Annotated in this window: 11 protein-coding genes and 1 pseudogene; 4 read left to right on the top strand and 8 right to left on the bottom strand. The window is 68.3% G+C overall.

The genetic code is table 11. The features are described 5' to 3' along the window. Nucleotides 1-20: 20 nt before the first annotated feature. From LQV16_RS15230 to LQV16_RS15215, 4 genes are all read right to left on the bottom strand, one after another. Nucleotides 21-1,100, bottom strand: a complete 1,080-nt coding sequence (locus LQV16_RS15230) for a hypothetical protein (RefSeq protein WP_229994741.1) — start codon at nt 1,098-1,100, stop codon at nt 21-23. A gap of 109 nt (nt 1,101-1,209) precedes the next feature. Continuing rightward, nucleotides 1,210-1,992, bottom strand: a complete 783-nt coding sequence (locus LQV16_RS15225) for a hypothetical protein (protein WP_229994740.1) — start codon at nt 1,990-1,992, stop codon at nt 1,210-1,212. An 80-nt stretch (nt 1,993-2,072) separates the two neighbouring features. Next, nucleotides 2,073-4,781: a PEP/pyruvate-binding domain-containing protein gene (locus tag LQV16_RS15220; protein ID WP_229994739.1), complete on the bottom strand. Its 2,709-nt coding sequence runs from the start codon at nt 4,779-4,781 to the stop codon at nt 2,073-2,075. A 43-nt stretch (nt 4,782-4,824) separates the two neighbouring features. After that, nucleotides 4,825-5,862, bottom strand: a complete 1,038-nt coding sequence (locus LQV16_RS15215) for a universal stress protein (protein WP_229994738.1) — start codon at nt 5,860-5,862, stop codon at nt 4,825-4,827. Nucleotides 5,863-6,334: 472 nt separating this feature from the next. On the opposite strand from LQV16_RS15215, the pseudogene LQV16_RS15210 reads away from it, so the two are divergent. Beyond that, a pseudogene (locus LQV16_RS15210) lies at nt 6,335-6,963 on the top strand (FAD-binding protein). A gap of 59 nt (nt 6,964-7,022) precedes the next feature. On the opposite strand, the gene LQV16_RS15205 reads toward LQV16_RS15210, so the two are convergent. Continuing rightward, nucleotides 7,023-7,616, bottom strand: coding sequence for a copper resistance CopC family protein (locus LQV16_RS15205; protein ID WP_229994737.1), 594 nt, complete (start codon nt 7,614-7,616; stop codon nt 7,023-7,025). A 121-nt stretch (nt 7,617-7,737) separates the two neighbouring features. Between LQV16_RS15205 and LQV16_RS15200 the strand changes: the two genes are divergently transcribed. From LQV16_RS15200 to LQV16_RS15190, 3 genes are all read left to right on the top strand, one after another. Further along, nucleotides 7,738-9,180 (top strand): NCS2 family permease, encoded by a 1,443-nt coding sequence (locus tag LQV16_RS15200; protein ID WP_229994757.1) that lies wholly within the window; start codon nt 7,738-7,740, stop codon nt 9,178-9,180. A gap of 170 nt (nt 9,181-9,350) precedes the next feature. Continuing rightward, nucleotides 9,351-10,310, top strand: a complete 960-nt coding sequence (hutG, locus tag LQV16_RS15195) for a formimidoylglutamase (protein WP_229994736.1) — start codon at nt 9,351-9,353, stop codon at nt 10,308-10,310. Nucleotides 10,311-10,451: 141 nt separating this feature from the next. Further along, complete coding sequence (locus LQV16_RS15190; protein WP_229994735.1) at nt 10,452-15,329, top strand: NAD-glutamate dehydrogenase; 4,878 nt, start codon at nt 10,452-10,454, stop codon at nt 15,327-15,329. A gap of 128 nt (nt 15,330-15,457) precedes the next feature. Here LQV16_RS15190 and LQV16_RS15185 read toward each other — a convergent pair whose 3' ends face one another. The 3 genes from LQV16_RS15185 to hutU all read right to left on the bottom strand — a co-directional run bounded on the left by LQV16_RS15185 (nt 15,458) and on the right by hutU (nt 19,255). Then, nucleotides 15,458-15,694, bottom strand: a complete 237-nt coding sequence (locus tag LQV16_RS15185; protein WP_229994734.1) for a hypothetical protein — start codon at nt 15,692-15,694, stop codon at nt 15,458-15,460. A 152-nt stretch (nt 15,695-15,846) separates the two neighbouring features. Next, a complete protein-coding gene (gene hutH, locus LQV16_RS15180; RefSeq protein WP_229994733.1) occupies nt 15,847-17,439 on the bottom strand; it encodes a histidine ammonia-lyase in 1,593 nt (530 codons plus the stop codon). A 118-nt stretch (nt 17,440-17,557) separates the two neighbouring features. Beyond that, nucleotides 17,558-19,255, bottom strand: a complete 1,698-nt coding sequence (gene hutU / locus LQV16_RS15175; protein WP_229994732.1) for a urocanate hydratase — start codon at nt 19,253-19,255, stop codon at nt 17,558-17,560. Nucleotides 19,256-19,483 lie beyond the last annotated feature (228 nt).

The following is a 19,483-nucleotide window of genomic DNA, read 5'->3' as shown; positions in this document are numbered from 1 at the left end:
GCCGGATACCGCGCCCGTAATCACTTCTGCAAGACAGCGGCCTGGAGCCGCTCCAGGGGCACGGAGCCGACGAAGACCTGTCCGTCGTCGAGCACCAGCACGTTCACCAATGCAGTGGACAAGAGCCTGCCGCCCTGGACCGGAACAGTGGCCTGTTCAAGGAGTGCCGCCGCGTCCGGCGTCGAACCGGCGGTTCCCGCCGGGAACTCAGCGACCGATTCCCAGCCGGAGCCGGTAACAACCGGCTTGTGGGTGCTGTCCTTGGCTGCCGGCGGCGTAGCGTTCGCGGACTCCTTGCCCTCCTGATGCTCCGGGACCTGGATCTCCTTGACGGTGGCGCCCGGCGGCGGGCTGAACGTGAAGACCGACGCGTCGGGGGCACCGAGGGTCAGACTCGTGTAGGCGACGCGGAAGGCGGGTTCTGACTGCCCCCGGGCCTTGACCTCGACGCCCAGCGGCAGACCCGTCTGGCCGTCAACGGCAACCGCGATGGATGAGACCAAGGTGGCGTCAGACCTTGGCGTGAGCACCAGGTTGTAGGCCTCCCGTCCGGCTACCTGGACGTCGGCGCCGACGGACACGTCCGTGCTCGGGTCGACCTTGGCCAGGAACATCGCGGCGAGCTGGTCGGGCGTGGCCGTGACGTCTTTACCGGATCCGTAGTGGTCGGCGGTGCCGGCCGGGAGCTGGAGGTGGGAGGCCGTGTTGTCCTTGGAGTTGTAGAACCAAACCTCGTTGCCGTGGCGGACGGCGTTGCGCTCGGCCAGCCGGTCCAGCACCTGGATGCGGGCGTTGTCCGGGCCGTCGCGATAAACCCGCGCGGTGTGCGGACCTGTCAGCAGTTCGAGCCAGGCCGTGCCTGACGAGTCCGAGCCGGCTCCGGTCTTGGGGAGCTCGGGAAGACCAAGCTCGGAGGACTGTTCCAGGGTTCCGGAGAGGGCAGGCTCGCGGTGCTGGGCGATCAACTGCAGCACCTGCTCCGGCGTCCTGGGCGGCAGGGGATCCCCCGCCCTCGCGGGCAGGGATCCGGCCAGCGCGCCGGCGGCAATGACGGCAGGAACGGCGACGGCGGGCAGCCAGCGCAGCCACTTGCGGGTCATCGTGACCGCGCCCCGGCAAGAGATGATCCAAATATCCGCGTCTGAGGAATGCGCGCTTCAGTGCAGCTCATAGGTCAACAGTACGCCTGGCCCCGGCGGCCTGGTTGCCTCACTTCAGCACATTGATGGTCAGTTCCACGGAGCCAAGCAGGAGTGCGAGCACGGAGGTGCCAAGGCCCGCCACGAGCAGCAGCCCGGGGTGGGCGAGGCCCACCACCACGCGCTTCAGCCGCGGCCTGTCCCGCAGGAACTTCTTGGGCACAGTGCCAGGCTCCGGTGTTTGCTTCCAACCCCGGAGCCGGCGCAGGAACCAGGCGCAGCGGATGATGAAGGCCAGCCACAGCACGGAGACCACCAACGGGATCCCGGCCAGCAGGAGGTTGAAGCCCACCGCGGTGACCTCGCGTTCGGACTCGCCAACGAGCGTCTGAACGGTTGTTGAAATCGATGCGCTCATGACCACGGACACCCCCCACACGAGGAAGGCGGCGATCAGGGCAAGGAAGCGGACAAAGAAGTGGTCCAGCACCGAGTCCCGGCGCGGCTTCAGGTAGCGGCGCGGGGTGGCGTGCAGCAGGGCAAGGCTCGCCAGGAGCGTCGGCAGCGCGGCCATGCCGACCAGCACATACCAGGACCAGCCGGCCAGATCCAGGAATTCATCGGCCACGATCAGCACTGCCCAGAACCCGGCCCACGCCCAGCCGGCCGTGAGCGGACGCTCCACGAGCCACGCCGGCAGCCACGCGTCCGGGTCCGCGGACCCGGGGGCGCCGGACCCGGGGGTTTCGGAGCGGGGGTTATCGGGCGACCGGGTATCAGGTACCGGGGTGCCCGCGGCGGGTATTCCGGTGGTCCCGGGGTCCTCGCCCTCGGAACCGCGCACTTCGCTCATGGCCCCACTGTAGCGAGCCGGGGGCCCGCGCAGACGTGCGGGCCCCGCCGCCGTTGCGGCCCGGCGCTATTAGGCCGGCGCTACTTGGAGGGCGTCACGGTGCCGGCGGCGCCGTCGACCGTAAGGTTGTCGCCCGTGGCGATCCTCGCCGTCGCGTCGGGGACCCCCACCACCGCGGGGATCCCGTATTCCCGTGCCACGACGGCGCCGTGGGAGTTGGGCCCGCCCATTTCCATCACGAGGCCGCCGGCCGTCAGGAACAACGGCGTCCAGCCGGGATCCGTGGACGGCGCCACGAGGATCTCGCCGGGTTCCAGGTGCGCGCCCTGGGGGTCCAGGATCACGCGAGCCCGGGCCATGACGGTGCCGGCCGAGGCCGGCGTCCCGGAGAGCTGTCCGGCCCTGCCGTCAGCGCCGACCTGAACAGCGTTGGCCTGCACTGCCTCGGGCTCGGTGCCGTCCGAGAGCAGCACGCGGGGAATGCGCCGGCGGCCCAGTTCAGCCGCGTACGCCGCCCGGCGCTGCGCCACGACACCCTGCAGCGCCGCGCCGCCCAGCCCCCGGTGCGCCTCGGCCAGGTCAACGAAGAAGATATCGTCCGCCGCATCGATGGTCCCGGCCGCGGCGAGTTCGGCCCCCACAGCCGCAAGCTGCTGGCGGACGGCGCCGAGCGCTTCCACGAGATGGTACTTGGGCAGTTCACGCAGGCCCGCGAACATTCGGGTCCGCCGCAGCGCTGCCCGCACCAGTGCACCCCGCAGGCGGCTGCGCTGCCGCGCTGCAGCCACAAGCCGGCCGACCTGCGCCTCAGCCTCACGCGCCGCCTTGCCGAACTGCCGGTCCGGGGCGAGCGCGGGATCATCCACACGCAGATAGTTGGCCAGGACCCCGATGATGTGGGTCGGGTCGTCAGACCAGCGGGGCATTCCGACGTCGATCTCCGCCACGGCGCGGTGGCCGTACCGGCTCAAGAAGTCCGACAGCCCGGACTGCAGGACGCCGGGAAGATCCGCGGCCCGGTAACGCCGGGCTAACTCGGGCAACGGTTCTCCGAACACCGCAGCCGACGCCGGGTCGTTGCGGATGGCTGTAGCCAGCGACCAGAGGTCCAGATCCATTTCTGTTGTCACGTTGTTGGGCAGGCCCCGCAGGACTTCCTGCAGCGCCCCGTTCCCGGGGCTCCCCGCGAGTTTTCCGGCCGCGGCGAGCAAGGCGAACCCCAAAGCGGGCAGCGGCAGGATGGCCGGAACCACGGGAAAGACGTGCCGGCCAAGGATCCGCTCGACGTGGTCCAGGCGCTGTGTGGCGGTGGCGCCGGCGGGCACCGTGAGTGCGGCCCTGAGCTGTTCGCCCACCCGGTCGGACCGGCGCAGCGCCTCCTCGGGCCGGATAAGGCCGCGGATCAGGGTTTCCGGGACTCTCGCCCGCGCCGCCACCGGAATGATGTGGCGCAGGAGCGGCCAGGGCGATCTTATGGTGACGGAGAATCTGGGATCGGCGAAAAGGTTGCGCAGCACGGCCGCCGATCGCGCCTCCATGATGTCGAATACCCGGGGGACGATGGCGCGCCCGGGTTTGCTCCGGAGAACGGGCGTGAGATCGAAGAAAATGCGCTGCCCGGCCTCCGCGTACGGTGCGGGCCCGTCACGGGGCACCGGCACGGGAAAATGCGCTGCCCCCGCGACTGAGGACGCAATCAGCCGGATGCCGGCGAGGCCCATCGGCGTCAGGGGCCGGGTCAGCCCCTGGGCCAGGCTGAAGCAGAGATAGACGCGCGGCGCCGGTCCGGACGGCGTTCTGTCCGGCATCGGATACAGCGTGGTGATGGGCCTGGACTGCGTCAGCCACACGGTGCCGTCCTGGCCGATGGCCCATTCAAGGTCCTGCGGCGAGCCGAAGTGCACCTCCGCGCGGCGGCCCAGGAGTTCCAGCGCGGCAAGTTGGGCATCGTCCAGGCTGGGCGCCGCCCCTGCGCCAGGTTGGGGCACACGCTCTGTGCCGCCGCCGGGCAGGGGACGGATGAGCATGCCCTTGTCCCCAATGCGCCGCTCGAGGATCCGTCCCGTGGCGCCGTCGATCACGAAGTGGTCCGGGTTGACGGCCCCCGACACCACGGCCTCGCCCAGCCCGGGACTGGCGTCGATGACGGCCTCGTGCCGCCGGCCGGTCACGGGGTTGGCGGTGAACAGCACTCCGGCCACGGCTGCGTCCACCATGCGCTGGACGACCACTGCGAGGGACACGGCGGAGGGCTCGATCCCCTGCACCGCCCGGTACGTCACCGCGCGGTCTGTCCACAGGGAGGCCCAGCACCGGCGGACGGCAGCCAGCAGGGCGTCCGCGCCGACCACGTTCAGGAATGTGTCCTGCTGGCCGGCGAAACTGGCGAACGGCAGGTCTTCGGCGGTCGCGGAGGACCGCACCGCGACCGCGGTGTCCGCGCCCAGCGCCGCATAGGCGGCGCGCACGGCGGCGTCGATGCCGGCGGGGACGTCGGCGTCGAGCACCAGCGCGCGGGCCTTCGCGGCAAGCGCAGCCAGCCCTGCCAGGTCATCGGGGGTGGTCGCGGCGAGGGCCCGGTGCACGTCCGCCAGCGCCGGAGATGCCGTGGCGTCCAGGTAGGCCCGGGTGGTCAGGCAGAAGCCGGGGGGAACCGGAAGGCCGGCCCGTGCCAGCTCGCCCAGGTTGGCCGCCTTGCCGCCGACCTTGGCCAGCATGTCCTGGCCAAGGCGTTCCAAGGCCAGGACCGGCCCGTCCTGGGCAGGGTCCGGCTCCCCGGGGTGCTCCATCCGCAAACCGTCCTTCCGACGCCGGACCTGTGGCCTCGTGACTTTAGGAGTCGCCGAGCATCGGGCCGAAGCTGGCCCTGTCCGCCAGCCGCGGGTCGTCACGGTCCGGCACCACCATGATCGGCCCTTTGGCGTGGTGGAGGACGCCGTCGGATGTGGAGCCCAGCAGCATTCCGGCGAAGCCGCCGCGCCCGCGGGTGCCGACCACCACAAGTTCCACGTGCCGGCTGGCGTCGACGAGGATGTCGACGGGAGAGCCGTCCACCAGCTGTGTCTCCACCTGGAGGGCGGGGAAGTGGCTCCGCAGCCAGGCAACGCCGGCGTCGAGCTGGACCTTGATGTCGGCGAACAGGGCGTCCCGGTCCATCGGGGTGGGCACCCAGGCCAGCGAGCCGGTGTACTGCGGCACGGCGCACACCACGCGCAGCCGGGCGGAGAGCCGTTCGGCCTGGGCTGCAGCCTCCAGTACCGCGATTCGGGCCTGCTCCGAGCCGTCGACTCCGACCACCACAACGTTCTCGACCGGCTGGTGGCCCAGCTTCGCCCGTTCGGCCAGGACATGCTTGTCGTCAGTGGTTTCGCCCAGCCGGTCCGCGCAGATCAGCGGCACAGTCACCGTGGGGCACTTCGCGTGGGCGGGCAGAGCGCTGCTGACGGAGCCGAGCAGCCGGCCCACAAAGCCGCCGCGGCCGCGGGTTCCGAAGACCAGAAGCTCCGCGGTTTCGCTGATTTCCAGCAGCACGCCGGACGCGTCCCCGTTCTCGACGGACGCGTCGACGTCGATGTTGTAAACCGCGACCTTGTCGAGGGCGTGCTTGAGAATGGCTTCGGCGCCCTCACGGATCACTGAGTCGTCCACCGTGGCGTAGCCGCCGTCGAGCCCGGAAGCGGCGAAGATCGGCACCGAATAGGCGGTCACGATGTGCAGCGGGCGGCGGCGGCGCTCAGCCTCGCGGGCTGCCCACACCAGGGCGCAGTGGCTGTGGTCCGAGCCATCCACACCAACAACGATTCCCCGGGGAGGCGCCGGTTCGCCGCCGGCCTCCCACGCCGGGTCCGGGTGCACCTGTTCACGGCCCATGGGGTCCGCCTCCTCGCGATTCTTGCCTGATGTTGCGGCTATTCTGCCAGAAGTACCGCCGCCCGGCGTCCACCGGCGAGGCGACCCGGAATCTGCGTGCAGGAACCCCTGATTTTCCTCACTATTCTCGGTTAATTGCGAACATTCAAGACGGCGGCAGGGCGTCCCTGGCGGCCCGCGTCCGAAGGATTTACGCAGAGTTAACACGCCGTTTCGTTGCGCGGGTTCCCGGGCTTTCGGGACGGTTTCCACAGGTTCCCGGGCACGGAAACCCCCGAAATCCGGGACCACAGCCAATGTCCTACCTCCCCTATCCACGGGCGGGAATCTTCGGTATCCTTCGAGGCATTGCTGAACCGAGACTGGTATTTCAGAACGCAGCCGCTGGGGCTGCGCAACCAGGCCTAGGTTGGCGTCCGGGGTCTTCCCCGCGACTGGCACCATTTCAAGGAGGAACCCTGCAGTGTCGAGCATGCCTTTGTACGGCGGGATCGAGCGGACCACCGCCGTAGTGATCGGGACGGGGCTTCCGGCCTGGCTGTGGCCAGCGAGCTCCAACGCCGCGGTGTTGCGTCCATCATTGTGGACGGGCTCGACCTCCTGGGTGCCGGCCATCCGGCCAACACGTCCTCGCTCCAGCGCTGCGACGCGGCGGACGCCGCCAGCCTGAGGGAGCGCAACGAAATCCTGCGGCACCTGCGCAATTACGCCGCAAGCCACAAACTCGACGTGCGGAACAACATCCGGGCCCTGCAGCTGGACCTCCTTGAGGCCGGCACGGACGGGGCACCCACCGAGAAGTGGGCCGTCCAGACCCCGGGCGGCGTCCTGCTGGCCGACCATCTTGTCCTGACCCGCTGCGCCCACAGCCAGCTGCGCCGCATGCTCTCGGAGCTTGGCATGGCAGCCGGGCAGAACCTCATGGCGGCGATGCATGCCCTCGGGATGTACCTCGTGGGGGTAGGCGAGCTCATTACGCCGACGCCCAAGGAAGTCCTTCGCCAGGCCAAAGTCGTGGGACAGACGATTTCCGCCAAGGTCTACCCCAATGGCGTCCCCACGCTGCTGCCAGGCGGCTTTGCCCTGGCCGCCCCCGCCTGATACCCGGGATCCCCGGGGTCACGCGGTTCCCGGGCGTTGCTGTGGTTTCCGGTGTTGGGTCAGCTGTCGGCGTCGCTGCCTTCGTCCGGGGTGAGGCGGCGTTTGGCCATCAGGCCCAGGGCCACCAGGATGCCGACCCCCACGGCGACGAAGATCATGACGCTCCAGGGAAACTGCTCCGACCCGGCCGGCGCAGGGGCGGGCGCCTGCGTGGTGCCCGGCTGGGCGGTGCCCATCGTGGGGACCGCAGCAGCCGACGTCGGGCCCGCTGCAGCCGCCGTCGCGGTGAAGGTGAAGCTGCCCTCGATCGGGTGGCCGTCGGAACTGGCCACCCGCCAGTGCACGGTGTACTGCCCGGCAGGAGCGCCGGACTTCAGCTTCTGCGCAGCGACGCTGTCCACGATTTCCACGGGGCCGTCCGCCCAGTTGGCGCCCGTGGCGTCGTTGACCAGGATCTGCGACCCCAGGGCGAGCGGATTGTGGTTGAAAGTGACCGAGACCTGCTCCGGCGGTGCCGCGACGGTTGCTCCGGCAGCCGGGCTGGTGGACTCCGCGGTGTCGTGCGCCGACGCAGGGCTCATGGCTCCCAGCAGGACGGCCACGAGGACGACGGCACCCAGCAGGGCACTGCGAAGCTGGCGGATACGGGGCATGGGCAGGCTACTCCTAGTGTTGGCTTCCTTACAGACTAGGCGAAAACGCAGGGTTGGCCGTCGGGCTCCAAATAGGATTTAAGCAACACCCATCACTCCCGGAGGACTAATGCAAGACCTAATGCTCAAGCAGGGCTCCGCACTCGACCGGTATTTCAAGATATCCGAGCGGGGGTCGAACTTCTCGCGCGAGATCCGCGGAGGGTTCGCCACGTTCTTCGCCATGAGCTACATCGTGGTGCTGAATCCGCTGATCCTCTCCGGGCCCGACTCCACGGGCGCGACCCTCGGTTTCCCCGCCGTCGCCGCCGTCACCGCCTTCGTGGCCGGCATCCTCACCATCCTCATGGGCGCGTGGGCCAAGCATCCCTTCGCCCTGGCCACCGGGCTCGGCGTCAACGCGTTCGTCGCCGTCACCGTGGCCACGAACCCCGGGCTGTCCTGGCCGGACATGATGGGCCTGGTGATGCTCTCCGGCATCACCATGCTGATCCTGGTCCTCACCGGCTTCCGGACGGCTGTGTTCAAGGCCGTTCCCGAGGGGCTGAAGACCGCGATCGTGGTGGGCATCGGCCTGTTCATCGCCCTGATCGGGCTCGTCAACGCCGGCTTCGTGCGCCGCATCCCGGATGTCGCCGGAACCACCGTTCCGGTCGGCCTGGGCTTCGACGGCAAGCTCCTGGGCTGGCCCACCTTCGTGTTCGTGTTCGGGCTGATCCTGACCATCGCGCTCGTGGTCCGCAAGGTCAAGGGCGCCATCCTGATCGGCATCGTGGCCTCGACCATCCTGTCCGTGATCCTGGAATCCATCCTGCACATCGGGCCCAGCTTTGACGGCACGAACCACAACCCGCAGGGCTGGTCCCTCGTGGCCCCGAAGTTCTCCGAATGGGCGGCCCCGGACCTGTCCCTGCTCGGCAGTGCCGACCCGTTTGGCGCCTTTGAGCACCTCGGCTTCGTCGCGGCGACCCTTCTGGCGTTCGTGATCCTGCTCAGCATCTTCTTCGACGCCATGGGCACCATGGTGGGCCTGGCCACCGAGGCCGGCACCATCGACAAGGACGGCAACATCCCCAACGTCGACCGCGTGCTGCAGGTGGACGCCCTGGGCGCGATCATCGGCGGCGGCGCCTCGGTCTCCTCGAACCAGATCTACGTCGAATCCGGTGCCGGCATCGGCGAAGGCGCACGCACCGGCCTGGCATCCGTCGTCACCGGCCTGCTGTTCCTCGTGGCCATGTTCTTCACCCCGCTGATCAACCTCGTGCCGTTCGAGGCCGTGGCCCCCGCCCTCGTGATCGTCGGCTTCATGATGGTCTCGCAGGTGGGCAAGATCGACTGGCAGGACTGGGGCATCGCGATCCCGGCCTTCCTGACGTTCACCCTCATGCCGTTCACCTACTCGATCGCCAACGGCCTGGGCGCGGGCTTCATCAGCTTCGTGCTGATCCGCCTGTTCCAGGGCCGGGCCCGCGAGGTGCACCCGCTCATGTGGGCCGTGGCTGCCGCGTTCCTGCTGTTCTTCGCGATCGGCCCGATCGAGGCCGCCCTCGGGTTGCACTAGGGCCTGCTCCCCCGTTCCCGCCCGCCGAGACCGCACTTCGTGGCAGTATTTTTCGAAAACATTGCCACGGACTGCGGTCTCGGCGGTGTTTAAACGGGGATTCCGGGATTCCGGACAGTCCGACGGCGGCGCTGCTGGTTTTGCGGCCCGGCATGCGGTGAGCTAGGGGCATGGTTTCTCCCGCGCTCCCCGTTGATGTCCCGCCGCAGCCCTGGACCGGCCGGTTCGACGGCGACGGCGACGAGCACCGGCGCTGGTGGCAGGCCGTGACCCCCTCCGCTGCAAGCACGGTTCCGGTGGCTTCCCCCGGTCCGCGCCCCGCCGTCATCCTCGGCTTCGGCAGCGACGCCGGGGTGCGGCGCAACAAGGGCAGGACCGGCGCCGCGGCCGCCCCCGCCGCCATCAGGGCCGCGCTCGGCCCGCTCGCGTTCCACCTGTCGCGGGTCGTCCACGACGCCGGTGACGTCACCGTGGCCGGGGACGCGCTGGAGGCAGGGCAGGCACGTGCCGGGCTCGCCATCACCAGGCTGCTCGACGCCGGCCGGCTTCCCGTGGTGTTGGGCGGCGGACACGAGACTGCCTTTGCCAGCTACCTCGGCGTGGCCGGGTCCGCGGCCGTGCGCGAGGGCCTGAGCGTCGGCGTGTTGAACCTGGACGCGCACTTCGACCTCCGCGACGAGTCCGTGCCGAGCTCCGGCACGCCGTTCCTGCAGATGGCCCGCGCGGAAGCCGCCGCCGGCCGCGAACTGCGCTACGCCGTCGTCGGGATTTCCGAGCCGAACAACACCCGGGCGCTGTTCCGGACGGCAGAGGAGCTCGGCGTGGACTACCTGCTGGATGAGGACTGCTCGGCGGAGGCCGCGGCCACGTTTGTGGCGGCGTTCCTGGCGCAGGTGGACGCGTTGTACCTGACGATCGACCTGGACGTGCTGCCGGCCTCGGTGGCCCCGGGGGTGAGCGCTCCGGCCGCTTATGGTGTGCCGCTGCCGGTGATCAGCGCCGTGTGCCGGCAGGTGGCCGCGAGCGGGAAGCTCCTGCATCTGGATATCGCCGAGCTGAACCCGGAGTTTGATATCGACGGCCGCACCGCCAAGGTGGCCGCGCGGCTGGTCAATACGCTGCTCGGGTAGGGGCGCGCAAGGGTTCGGAGACGGCGCTCCGGCCCCGCAGGGATGGACTGCCCGCCCTGCGCCAGCGATCATGAAAGCAGGCGCGAGGTTTCGGCGACCGCAGCAACACGGCTTCTCCTTGCGCGATGGAGGCGCAGCGCAATGTCCCCAACATCCGGCCCTGCAGATCATGCCCCGGCGGACGCTTCCGCCGGCTCCCCGGACACGTTCCTGACGGACTACTACGAGCATGTGGCCGACGACGACATCCGGAACTACACTGCCGAATCGCTCCGGAGCCGCGCGGAATACCATCGTTCGCTGGCCGCAACCCGGGCCCCGGGCCACGCCGTCATCGGAGTGCTGAGTGAGACGGACGCCAGCGTCGTGGCAATAGTGGCTGAGGACATGCCGTATCTGCTTCCCTCCATCACGGCGGCACTCGCCCGTGACAACGCCGCCATACGCCTGCTGGTCCACCCCACTTTCACCGTTGGCAGGACCCCCGGGACGAACAAGCTCGTGGGCATCCGGCCGGTACCGCTGCGCACTGCTTTGCCGGTGGGCAACGAACCTCCCGCGATGCCGTCGCCGCGTGAATCCACTGGAGATTTGACCTGCACGGAGGCCTGGATCGCCGTCGAAACCGCCAGAGTGCCGGATCAGGCCAGCGCCGATCGGCTCATCCATAATCTCCAAGCGGTCCTGGCCGACGTTCGTGCGGCCGCCGAGGATTCCGCAGCCATCCATCGGCACGTGGCCGCGGAAGTTGCCGCCCTGGATGCCAAAACCGCCGCGGCCAGCGCTGCAGATTCAGTGGTTGCAACAGTGCAGGCAGCCAGGGACTTGCTGCTCTGGCTGGACGAGGGCAACTTCGTGTTTCTCGGATACCGCGGGTATGACATCGCCGACGACGACGGACTGCCGGTCCTCGCGGCACAGCCGGGGTCCGGGCTCGGGCTCCTCCGGCACCGTGAGCAGAGCCGGCCGCTGCGGGGTTCCGCCAGGCCGGGGGCGCGGGGTCCGGCCCCGGCCCTGGCCCTCACGAAAGCAGGTATCCGTTCCACGGTCCTCCGGGACGCCTACTTGGACGAAGTCAGCCTCCTGAGGTTTGACATGGCCGGCAACCCTGCCGGGGAAGTGTGCTTTGTTGGCCTTTTCGCCCCCAGCGCTGCAAACCGGTCCGTACTTCAAATCCCGGTCATCCGGGACAAGGTGTCCACGGTACTGGACCGCTCCGGATTCCCGCCCGGGTCCCATGCCGGCAAGGAAATGTTGGGCGCCATCGAGGCCTATCCGCGTGACGAGCTCTTCCACATCGACGCAAACGATCTGGCCAGCCATGCGCGCGAAATCCTGCGCCTCCAGGAACGCCACAGCACCCGGCTGTTCCTCAGGCCCGATTCCTATGGACGCTTCATGTCCGCCCTGGTTTTCCTTCCCCGCCGCCGCTACAGCACGGCTGTTCGGCTCAACATCGAGCGGGAACTGCGGGAGGGCTTCAACTCGAAAGCCGTCGAGTTCGAAGTCCGTCTCAGCGAGTCGGCCATGGCCAGGGTGTTTTTCCGGATCCTGCTGCCGGGCGGCGGACGGCCCGCCGTCGACGCCTCAGCACTGGAGCTGCGCATCATTGCTGCCACGAGGTCATGGGCGGAGGGCTTGGACGAGGCCCTGCAGCACAAATTCCCCGCCGGCGACGCCGCCCGGCTGTCCATGCAGTGGGCCCAGGCGTTTCCGGCCAGCTACAAGGCCGACTACCAGGCGGAGGATGCCGTCGAGGACATTATCAAATTCGAAAGCCTGGGCGGGCCGGACGGCGGGAACCTCGATGACCCGCTGCTTTCCGTCTACGCACGCCCGGGGACTCCGGTGCTGGCCGAGGACGCCCGGATCCGCCTCTATCTGACACGGCCGAAGAGCCTGACGCAGATTCTGCCGTTCTTCCACAACCTGGGGCTCGAGGTGCTCGACCAACGGCCCTACGACGTCCGGCGTGCCGATGGACACACGTTCTTCCTGTACGACCTCGGGCTCAAATACCCCTCCGGCGTTGACCCCGCGGGCACCAGCGGGCTGCTTGCCGAGTCGTTTTGCGCCGCCATGAGAGGAGACATCGAGTCCGACACCTTCGACGCACTGGTTATCAGGGAAGGAATCGGCTGGCGCCAGACAGCCATCCTGCGCGGCTATGCGAAATACCTGCAGCAGCTCGGAACCACCAACTCCTACGGCTTCATGGCGGACACCCTGCGGACGAATGTCCGGGCCACGCGCGCACTCCTTGCACTGTTCGAGGCAAAGTTCGATCCGGATCTCGACCAGCCAACCCGCCTCGATGGCATGGACTCGGCCAGAAGTGAGCTGACGGCTGCCATCGACGCCGTGCCCGTCCTGGACGCCGACCGTCTGCTGCGGTCCTTCGCGAGTCTTGTCGAGGCGACCCTGCGCACCAATTACTTCCTGAACAAGCCCTACCTCAGCTTCAAGCTCAACCTCTCCGGCGTCCCGGCCGCACCTGCCCCGCGGCCAAAATACGAAATCTGGGTCTATTCGCCCCGGGTTGAGGGGGTGCATCTGCGCTTTGGCGCCCTTGCCCGCGGCGGGCTTCGCTGGTCCGACCGCCGGGAGGACTTCCGGACGGAGATCCTGGGACTCGTCAAAGCGCAGACCGTCAAGAACGCTGTGATCGTGCCAACGGGCGCCAAGGGTGGTTTCTATCCGAAGCAGCTGCCCGACGCCGCCACCGACCGGGCGGCCTGGCTGGCGGAGGGGCAGGAGAGCTACCGGATCTTCATCCGCGGCATGCTGGACATCACCGACAATCTGCTCACATCCCCCGACGGCGCCCGCGGGTCCACCGAGCAGGTTGTGCCGCCCGAGCGGGTGGTCCGGCACGATGGCGATGACTACTACCTGGTTGTTGCCGCGGACAAGGGGACGGCCGCGTTCTCGGACATCGCCAATGCCTTGGCTTTGGAGTACGGATTCTGGCTCGGCGACGCCTTCGCCTCGGGCGGCTCGGTGGGCTATGACCACAAGCAGATGGGCATCACGGCACGCGGGGCCTGGGAGTCGGTCCGGCATCATTTCCGCGAACTGCTCATCGATTCCGCGGCCGAGGACTTCACGGTAGTGGGCATTGGCGACATGAGCGGTGACGTGTTCGGCAACGGCATGCTGCTGTCCCGCCACATCCTGCTGGTGGCGGCGTTCGACCACCGGCACATCTTCCTCGATCCAACCCCCGATCCGGCCGCCTCCTATGCGGAGCGGCAGCGGCTGTTCGGGCTTTCCCGTTCCTCCTGGGCCGACTACGACGTCTCGAAAATCAGCGCGGGCGGCGGCGTGTTCTCCCGGCTGGAGAAGTCGATCGAGATCACCGAAGCGGTGCGCCTTGCCCTGGGGCTGGAGCCCGGAACGACGGCGATGAGCCCACCGGAGCTGCTCAAGGCCGTCCTCCTGGCACCTGTGGACCTGCTCTACAACGGCGGCATCGGCACGTACGTCAAGGCCTCCACCGAGACCCACGCGGACGTGGGAGACAAGGCCAACGATCCCATCCGTGTCAACGCCGTCCAGCTGAGGACCAGGATCATCGCCGAGGGCGGCAACCTTGGCATCACCCAGCGGGGCAGGGTGGAAGCGGCGCTGGGCGGGGTCCTGCTGAACACCGATGCGATCGACAACTCCGCCGGCGTGGACTGTTCGGACCACGAAGTGAACATCAAGATCTTCCTCGACCGGATGATCGCCGCGGGAAGGATGTCCCCGGAGGAAAGGACAGGCTTCCTGCACTCCCTGCAGGAGGAAGTCGGACGCTTGGTCCTGAAAACCAATGTGGACCAGAACGTGCTCCTCCTCAACGACCGCCAACTGGTGGGTCAATGGAGCCCGAGCTTCGAGCGCACCATGGACTGGCTGGAGACCGTGACGGACCTGGACAGGAACCTTGAATGCCTGCCCAGCACAGAGCAACTGCACGCCCGCCTGCAGACCGGCGCCGGCCTGACATCTCCGGAGCTTTCCGTGCTGGCCGCGTATGCCAAGATCGAGCTGGCAAGGGAACTCACAATCAGCGGACTCGCCGATGACCCTTGGTTCGCCCGGACCGTACGCGGCTACTTTCCGCGCCAGCTGGCGGAGCGGTTCGGGGAGGAGCTGTCCACGCATCCGCTGCGGCGGCAGATCGTGGCCACTGTTATTGCCAACGACATGATCAACCTGGGGGGCATCGCCTTCGCCTTCAGGGCCATGGAGGAGACCACGGTATCGGCGGCCGCCGTGGCCCGCGGGTTCGTGGTCATGCGCAAGATTTGGGACTTTGACTCCATCACCCAAGCCCTCGCACAGCTGCCGGCAAGCATCCCCAGCGAGCACGGGTGTGCGGTGGCACTCGACATGCGCCGCCTGCTGGACCGCTCGACCCGGTGGTATGTCACCCACGATTTCCGGGACAAGCCAATCGCCGATGCATTGGCCCGGCTCGAGCCCCCCATGTCGCTTCTGCGCCCAAAGTTCGGCAGCTACCTTCACGGCGTGAATCTGCAGCATGCGCTGATCCGGCTGGCCCACACCGACGCCGTCGGCCTGCCCCATGAACTGGGCGTGCGCGCCTCCGAGATCCTGGTCAGCTACGGCCTTCTGGACATCTCCGCCATATCCGAAGAGCTCCAAGAGCCGGTGGACACCGTGGCCGAAGTCTACTTTGCCGTCTTCGAGCGGATCTCGGCGGTCCCCATTCTTGAACACATCACGGCGCTGCCGCGGGAAACGCACTGGGAGGCCCTCGCACGGGCGGCGCTTAGGGACGACGTGTATTTGGTCCTTGCCGGCATGACGAAGGCTGTTGTGAGGAATACGCCACGCCCCTCAGCCCCCGGAGGCGATCCGGTCGAGCGCATCGTCGCCTGGGAACGCGAAAACATCGAACAACTCGGCAGGATCCAGGAAACCATCAAGGAGGCCATCAAGCCGGGCCCGGTGGACATCGCAGCATTATCCGTTGCGGTCAAGCTGTTGCGGGCCGTGGTCAGCCGCTAGAAGCGCCGCCCCGTTTCCGGTCTCCCCAAGCCCGTCCGCCACAGACAAAAACCGGGGCCCGTTCGCGACACCGCACCACCATGGTGCGGAACGGCGAACGAACCCCGGTTCCTGTTGAAGTGTTGAAGCTACGCCCGGCGCACCTGCACGCCGTCGGACTGCAGGAAAAGCTCCGTCTCGGACGGCCCGGCGGGGACCAACCAGAGCACATTTCCGCTCAGTGAGACTTCTTCGACCTCACCGGCTGCAATGACCTGTGCGTGCTTGACGATTTCGACGCGTTCGCCGACCCGGAGGCCGCTCCAGTCGGAAACCGTAGCTGCGGATGCAAGGCGCCTGGACAGTACCGTGCCGCGTGCTTTCATAGAACTCTTACCCCTTTGTATGTGTTCTTTGCCACAACTTCATTGGTGTGACTTTCCATTTGTACTACAGTTCCCGGGTCCCCGCCTTCCGTGTCGGCCAAAGATTTCGGGGACGCCGGGAATTGTTCAGCCGCCGTGCACTTTATTTCTTTTCAGGCGAGAGTTCCGACGGCGGATTCGGCCGCCGCCCGGACCTTGCCCGACGCCACCAGGACGTCCGCCGCTTCAAGCTCCGGGGACAGGAACCTGTCCGTGCCCGGACCGTCGACGACGTCGCGCAGCGCAGCGATCACGGCCGCGCCCGCAGGACCCGGAGTGAGTTCGCCGCCGGAGAGCTGGGTACGGATGTCCAGGGCACGCGCGGAGGTCACCAGTTCGATCGCCAGGACGCGGCGCAGGTTCTCGACCGCGCGGCGGAGCTTGCGGGCCGCGTGCCAGCCCATGGAAACGTGGTCCTCCTGCATCGCCGAGCTCGGGATCGAGTCCACCGACGCCGGGACGGCCAGCCGCTTGTTGTCCGAAACCAGCCCGGCCTGCGTGTACTGGGCGATCATGAGGCCCGAGTCGACGCCGGGGTCCGAGGCCAGGAAGGCCGGCAGCCCGTGCGAGCGGGCCGGGTCCAGCATCCGGTCGGTCCGGCGCTCGGCGATGGAGCTCAGGTCCGCGACGGCGATCGCGAGGAAGTCCAGCACATAGGCCACCGGGGCGCCGTGGAAGTTTCCGTTGGAGCTGACCCGGCCGTCGGGCAGGACCACCGGGTTGTCGATCGCGGCGGCCAGTTCGCGGGAGGCGACCAGGGCGGCGTGATCAACGGTGTCGCGGACAGCGCCGGCCACCTGGGGTGCGCAGCGCAGCGAGTATGCGTCCTGGACCTTGGTGTCGTTGATCCGGTGCGAGGCCACGATCGGCGAGTTGGACAGCACGCGGAGCATGTTGTCGGCGGCGGCGGCCTGGCCCGGGTGCGGGCGCAGCGCTGCGTGCAGCTCGGGCAGGAACACCTGGTCGGTGCCGAGCAGCGCCTCGACGCTGAGCGCCGCGGTGATGTCCGCCGTCGTGAGCAGTTGGCGGATGTCCGCGATGGCCATCAGCAGCATGCCGAGCATGCCCTCGGTGCCGTTGACGAGGGCCAGGCCCTCCTTTTCGGCGAGAGTGACAGGTTCGATCCCGTGTTCGGCGAGGAGCTCCGCGACGGTGCGGCCGCCCTTGGTGCCGTAGAGCTCGCCGTCGGGGCCGGTCGCTTCGCCTTCGCCCATCAGGACCAGGGCACAGTGGGAGAGCGGCGCGAGGTCACCCGAGCAGCCGAGGGAGCCGAATTCGCGGACCACCGGGGTGATGCCGGCGTTGAGCACGTCCACCATGGTCTGCAGCACCACCGGGCGGACACCGGTCCGGCCGGAGGCCAGGGTCTTGGCGCGCAGGAACATGATGCCGCGGACCACTTCGCGTTCCACGGCCGGGCCCATGCCGGCGGCGTGGCTGCGGATCAGGGATTTCTGCAGCTGGGTGCGCAGCTCGTTGGGGATGTGCCGGTTGGCCAGCGCCCCGAAGCCGGTGGAGATGCCGTAAGCGGGGACCTCGCTGTGGGCGAGGTCGTCGATGTGGGCGCGGACCTTGGCGACGGCGTCGAGGGCGTCCTGGGCGATGGTCACGTGGGCGTCGTGGCGGGCGACGGCTACGACGTCCTCGGGGGTCACGCCGCTGGAGCCGAGCGTGACGGTGAGCGGTGAGTGGGTGGTGATGGTCATTGAAATCTACCTAGGTCTAATTGTTGGTCCGGCGTCCCCGTCGATTGCTCCGTTGCGGCCCTTTTCAAGGTTCAAAACGGCGTTTACGGAGCAATCGACGAGGTTTTCGCGGGCTTGGTTAGCGGGACTCGGACATGGGGATGCGGACGCCGCGTTCCTTGGCGACCTCGACGGCGCGGTCGTAGCCGGCGTCGGCGTGGCGGATGACGCCCATGCCGGGGTCGTTGGTCAGGAGGCGTTCGAGTTTCTCCGCGGCGAGGTCGGTGCCGTCGGCGACGGAGACCTGGCCGGCGTGGATGGAGCGGCCGATCCCGACGCCGCCGCCGTGGTGGAGGGAAACCCAGGTGGCGCCGGAGGCGGTGTTGAGCAGGGCGTTGAGCAGCGGCCAGTCGGCGATCGCGTCGGAGCCGTCGGCCATGGCCTCGGTTTCGCGGTACGGGGACGCGACGGAGCCGGAGTCGAGGTGGTCGCGGCCGATCACGATGGGCGCCTTGACCTTGCCCTCCTTGACGAGCTGGTTGAACAGCAGGCCGGCCTTGGCGCGTTCGCCGTAGCCGAGCCAGCAGATGCGGGCCGGCAGGCCCTCGAACTCGACCCGTTCGGCGGCGGCGTCGATCCAGCGGTGCAGGTGCTTGTTCTCGGGGAAGAGCTCCTTGATGGCCTTGTCCGTGACCGCGATGTCCTCAGGATCGCCGGAGAGGGCAACCCAGCGGAACGGGCCCAGGCCCTCGCAGAACAGCGGGCGGATGTAGGCCGGGACGAAGCCGGGGAATTCGAAGGCGCGGCTGTAGCCGCCCTTGCGGGCCTCGTCACGGATGGAGTTGCCGTAGTCGAAGACCTCGGCGCCGGCGTCCTGGAACTCGACCATGGCCTGGACGTGCTTGGCCATCGAGGCCTGGGCCTTCTTGGTGAAGCCTTCCGGATCGGCGGCGGCCTCGCGGTGCCACTCCTCAACCGTGATGCCCTCGGGCAGGTAGCTCAGGGGGTCGTGCGCGGAGGTCTGGTCCGTGACGATGTCCACGGTGAGCTCGCCGGCGTTGTGGCGGCGCAGGATCTCGGGGAAGACTTCGGCGGCGTTGCCGACGTAGCCCACTGACCAGCCGCGGCGCTCTTCCTTGGCTGCCAGGACCTTGGCGATCGCAGCGTCGAGGTCCGTTTCGACCTCGTCGAGGTAGCGCTTGCCGGCCCGGCGGCGCAGGCGGGTCTCGTCGACGTCGACGATCAGGCAGGCGCCGTCGTTCAGGGTGACGGCGAGCGGCTGGGCGCCGCCCATGCCGCCGCAGCCGCCGGTGAGGGTCAGGGTGCCGGCGAGGGTGCCGTTTTCGTCACCGGTGAGCTTGCGGGCGATCGCGGCGAAGGTCTCGAAGGTGCCCTGCAGGATGCCCTGGGTGCCGATGTAGATCCAGGACCCGGCGGTCATCTGGCCGTACATCATCAGGCCCTCGGCCTCGAGCCGGCGGAATTCGGGCCAGTTCGCCCAGTCGCCGACGAGGTTGGAGTTGGCCAGCAGCACGCGCGGGGCCCATTCGTTGGTGCGGAAGACGCCGACCGGCTTGCCGGACTGGACCAGCAGGGTCTCGTCCTTCTCCATGGTTTCCAGGGTCCGGGTGATGGCGTCGAATGCGGCCCAGCTGCGGACGGCACGGCCGGTGCCGCCGTAGACCACCAGGTCATCGGGGCGCTCGGCGACCTCGGGGTCGAGGTTGTTCATGAGCATGCGCAGCGGGGCTTCCGTCTGCCAGCTCTTGGCGGTGAGCTCGGTGCCGCGGGCTGCTTTGACCGGGCGGGCACCGGTGGTGAAATCGGCGGGTGCCATGAGGATCTCCTTTGTGGCTGGATGTGTTGCTGGATGGTGTCTGTACTGGATGGTGTCTGTGCTGGGGCGAAATCGGGAGGAATGAGGTTCTGTATCAACTAAAGCCCCTTCACGGCCGTGGAAACAGGCCCATCGCGGGGGTGCTGTCCGGGATTCCAGACCCTTCCCCTCCCCCGTTGCGCTATCAGTTCCGGTTGCCAAAACGGGCGAATGGGAGCCGTAAGTGAT

The organism is Arthrobacter sp. Bi26, assembly GCF_918697925.1.
Lineage (GTDB): Bacteria > Actinomycetota > Actinomycetes > Actinomycetales > Micrococcaceae > Arthrobacter.
The sequence above is the reverse complement of the archived record's forward strand: the minus strand, read 5'-3'. Positions and strand labels throughout refer to the sequence as shown.

Coding starts and splice junctions, on each gene's coding strand:
- LQV16_RS15230 (WP_229994741.1), bottom strand. CDS start 1,100: ATGACCCGCAAGTGGCTGCGCTGGCTGCCCGCCGTCGCCGTTCCTGCC.
- LQV16_RS15225 (WP_229994740.1), bottom strand. CDS start 1,992: ATGAGCGAAGTGCGCGGTTCCGAGGGCGAGGACCCCGGGACCACCGGA.
- LQV16_RS15220 (WP_229994739.1), bottom strand. CDS start 4,781: ATGGAGCACCCCGGGGAGCCGGACCCTGCCCAGGACGGGCCGGTCCTG.
- LQV16_RS15215 (WP_229994738.1), bottom strand. CDS start 5,862: ATGGGCCGTGAACAGGTGCACCCGGACCCGGCGTGGGAGGCCGGCGGC.
- LQV16_RS15205 (WP_229994737.1), bottom strand. CDS start 7,616: ATGCCCCGTATCCGCCAGCTTCGCAGTGCCCTGCTGGGTGCCGTCGTC.
- LQV16_RS15200 (WP_229994757.1), top strand. CDS start 7,738: ATGCTCAAGCAGGGCTCCGCACTCGACCGGTATTTCAAGATATCCGAG.
- hutG (WP_229994736.1), top strand. CDS start 9,351: ATGGTTTCTCCCGCGCTCCCCGTTGATGTCCCGCCGCAGCCCTGGACC.
- LQV16_RS15190 (WP_229994735.1), top strand. CDS start 10,452: ATGTCCCCAACATCCGGCCCTGCAGATCATGCCCCGGCGGACGCTTCC.
- LQV16_RS15185 (WP_229994734.1), bottom strand. CDS start 15,694: ATGAAAGCACGCGGCACGGTACTGTCCAGGCGCCTTGCATCCGCAGCT.
- hutH (WP_229994733.1), bottom strand. CDS start 17,439: ATGACCATCACCACCCACTCACCGCTCACCGTCACGCTCGGCTCCAGC.
- hutU (WP_229994732.1), bottom strand. CDS start 19,255: ATGGCACCCGCCGATTTCACCACCGGTGCCCGCCCGGTCAAAGCAGCC.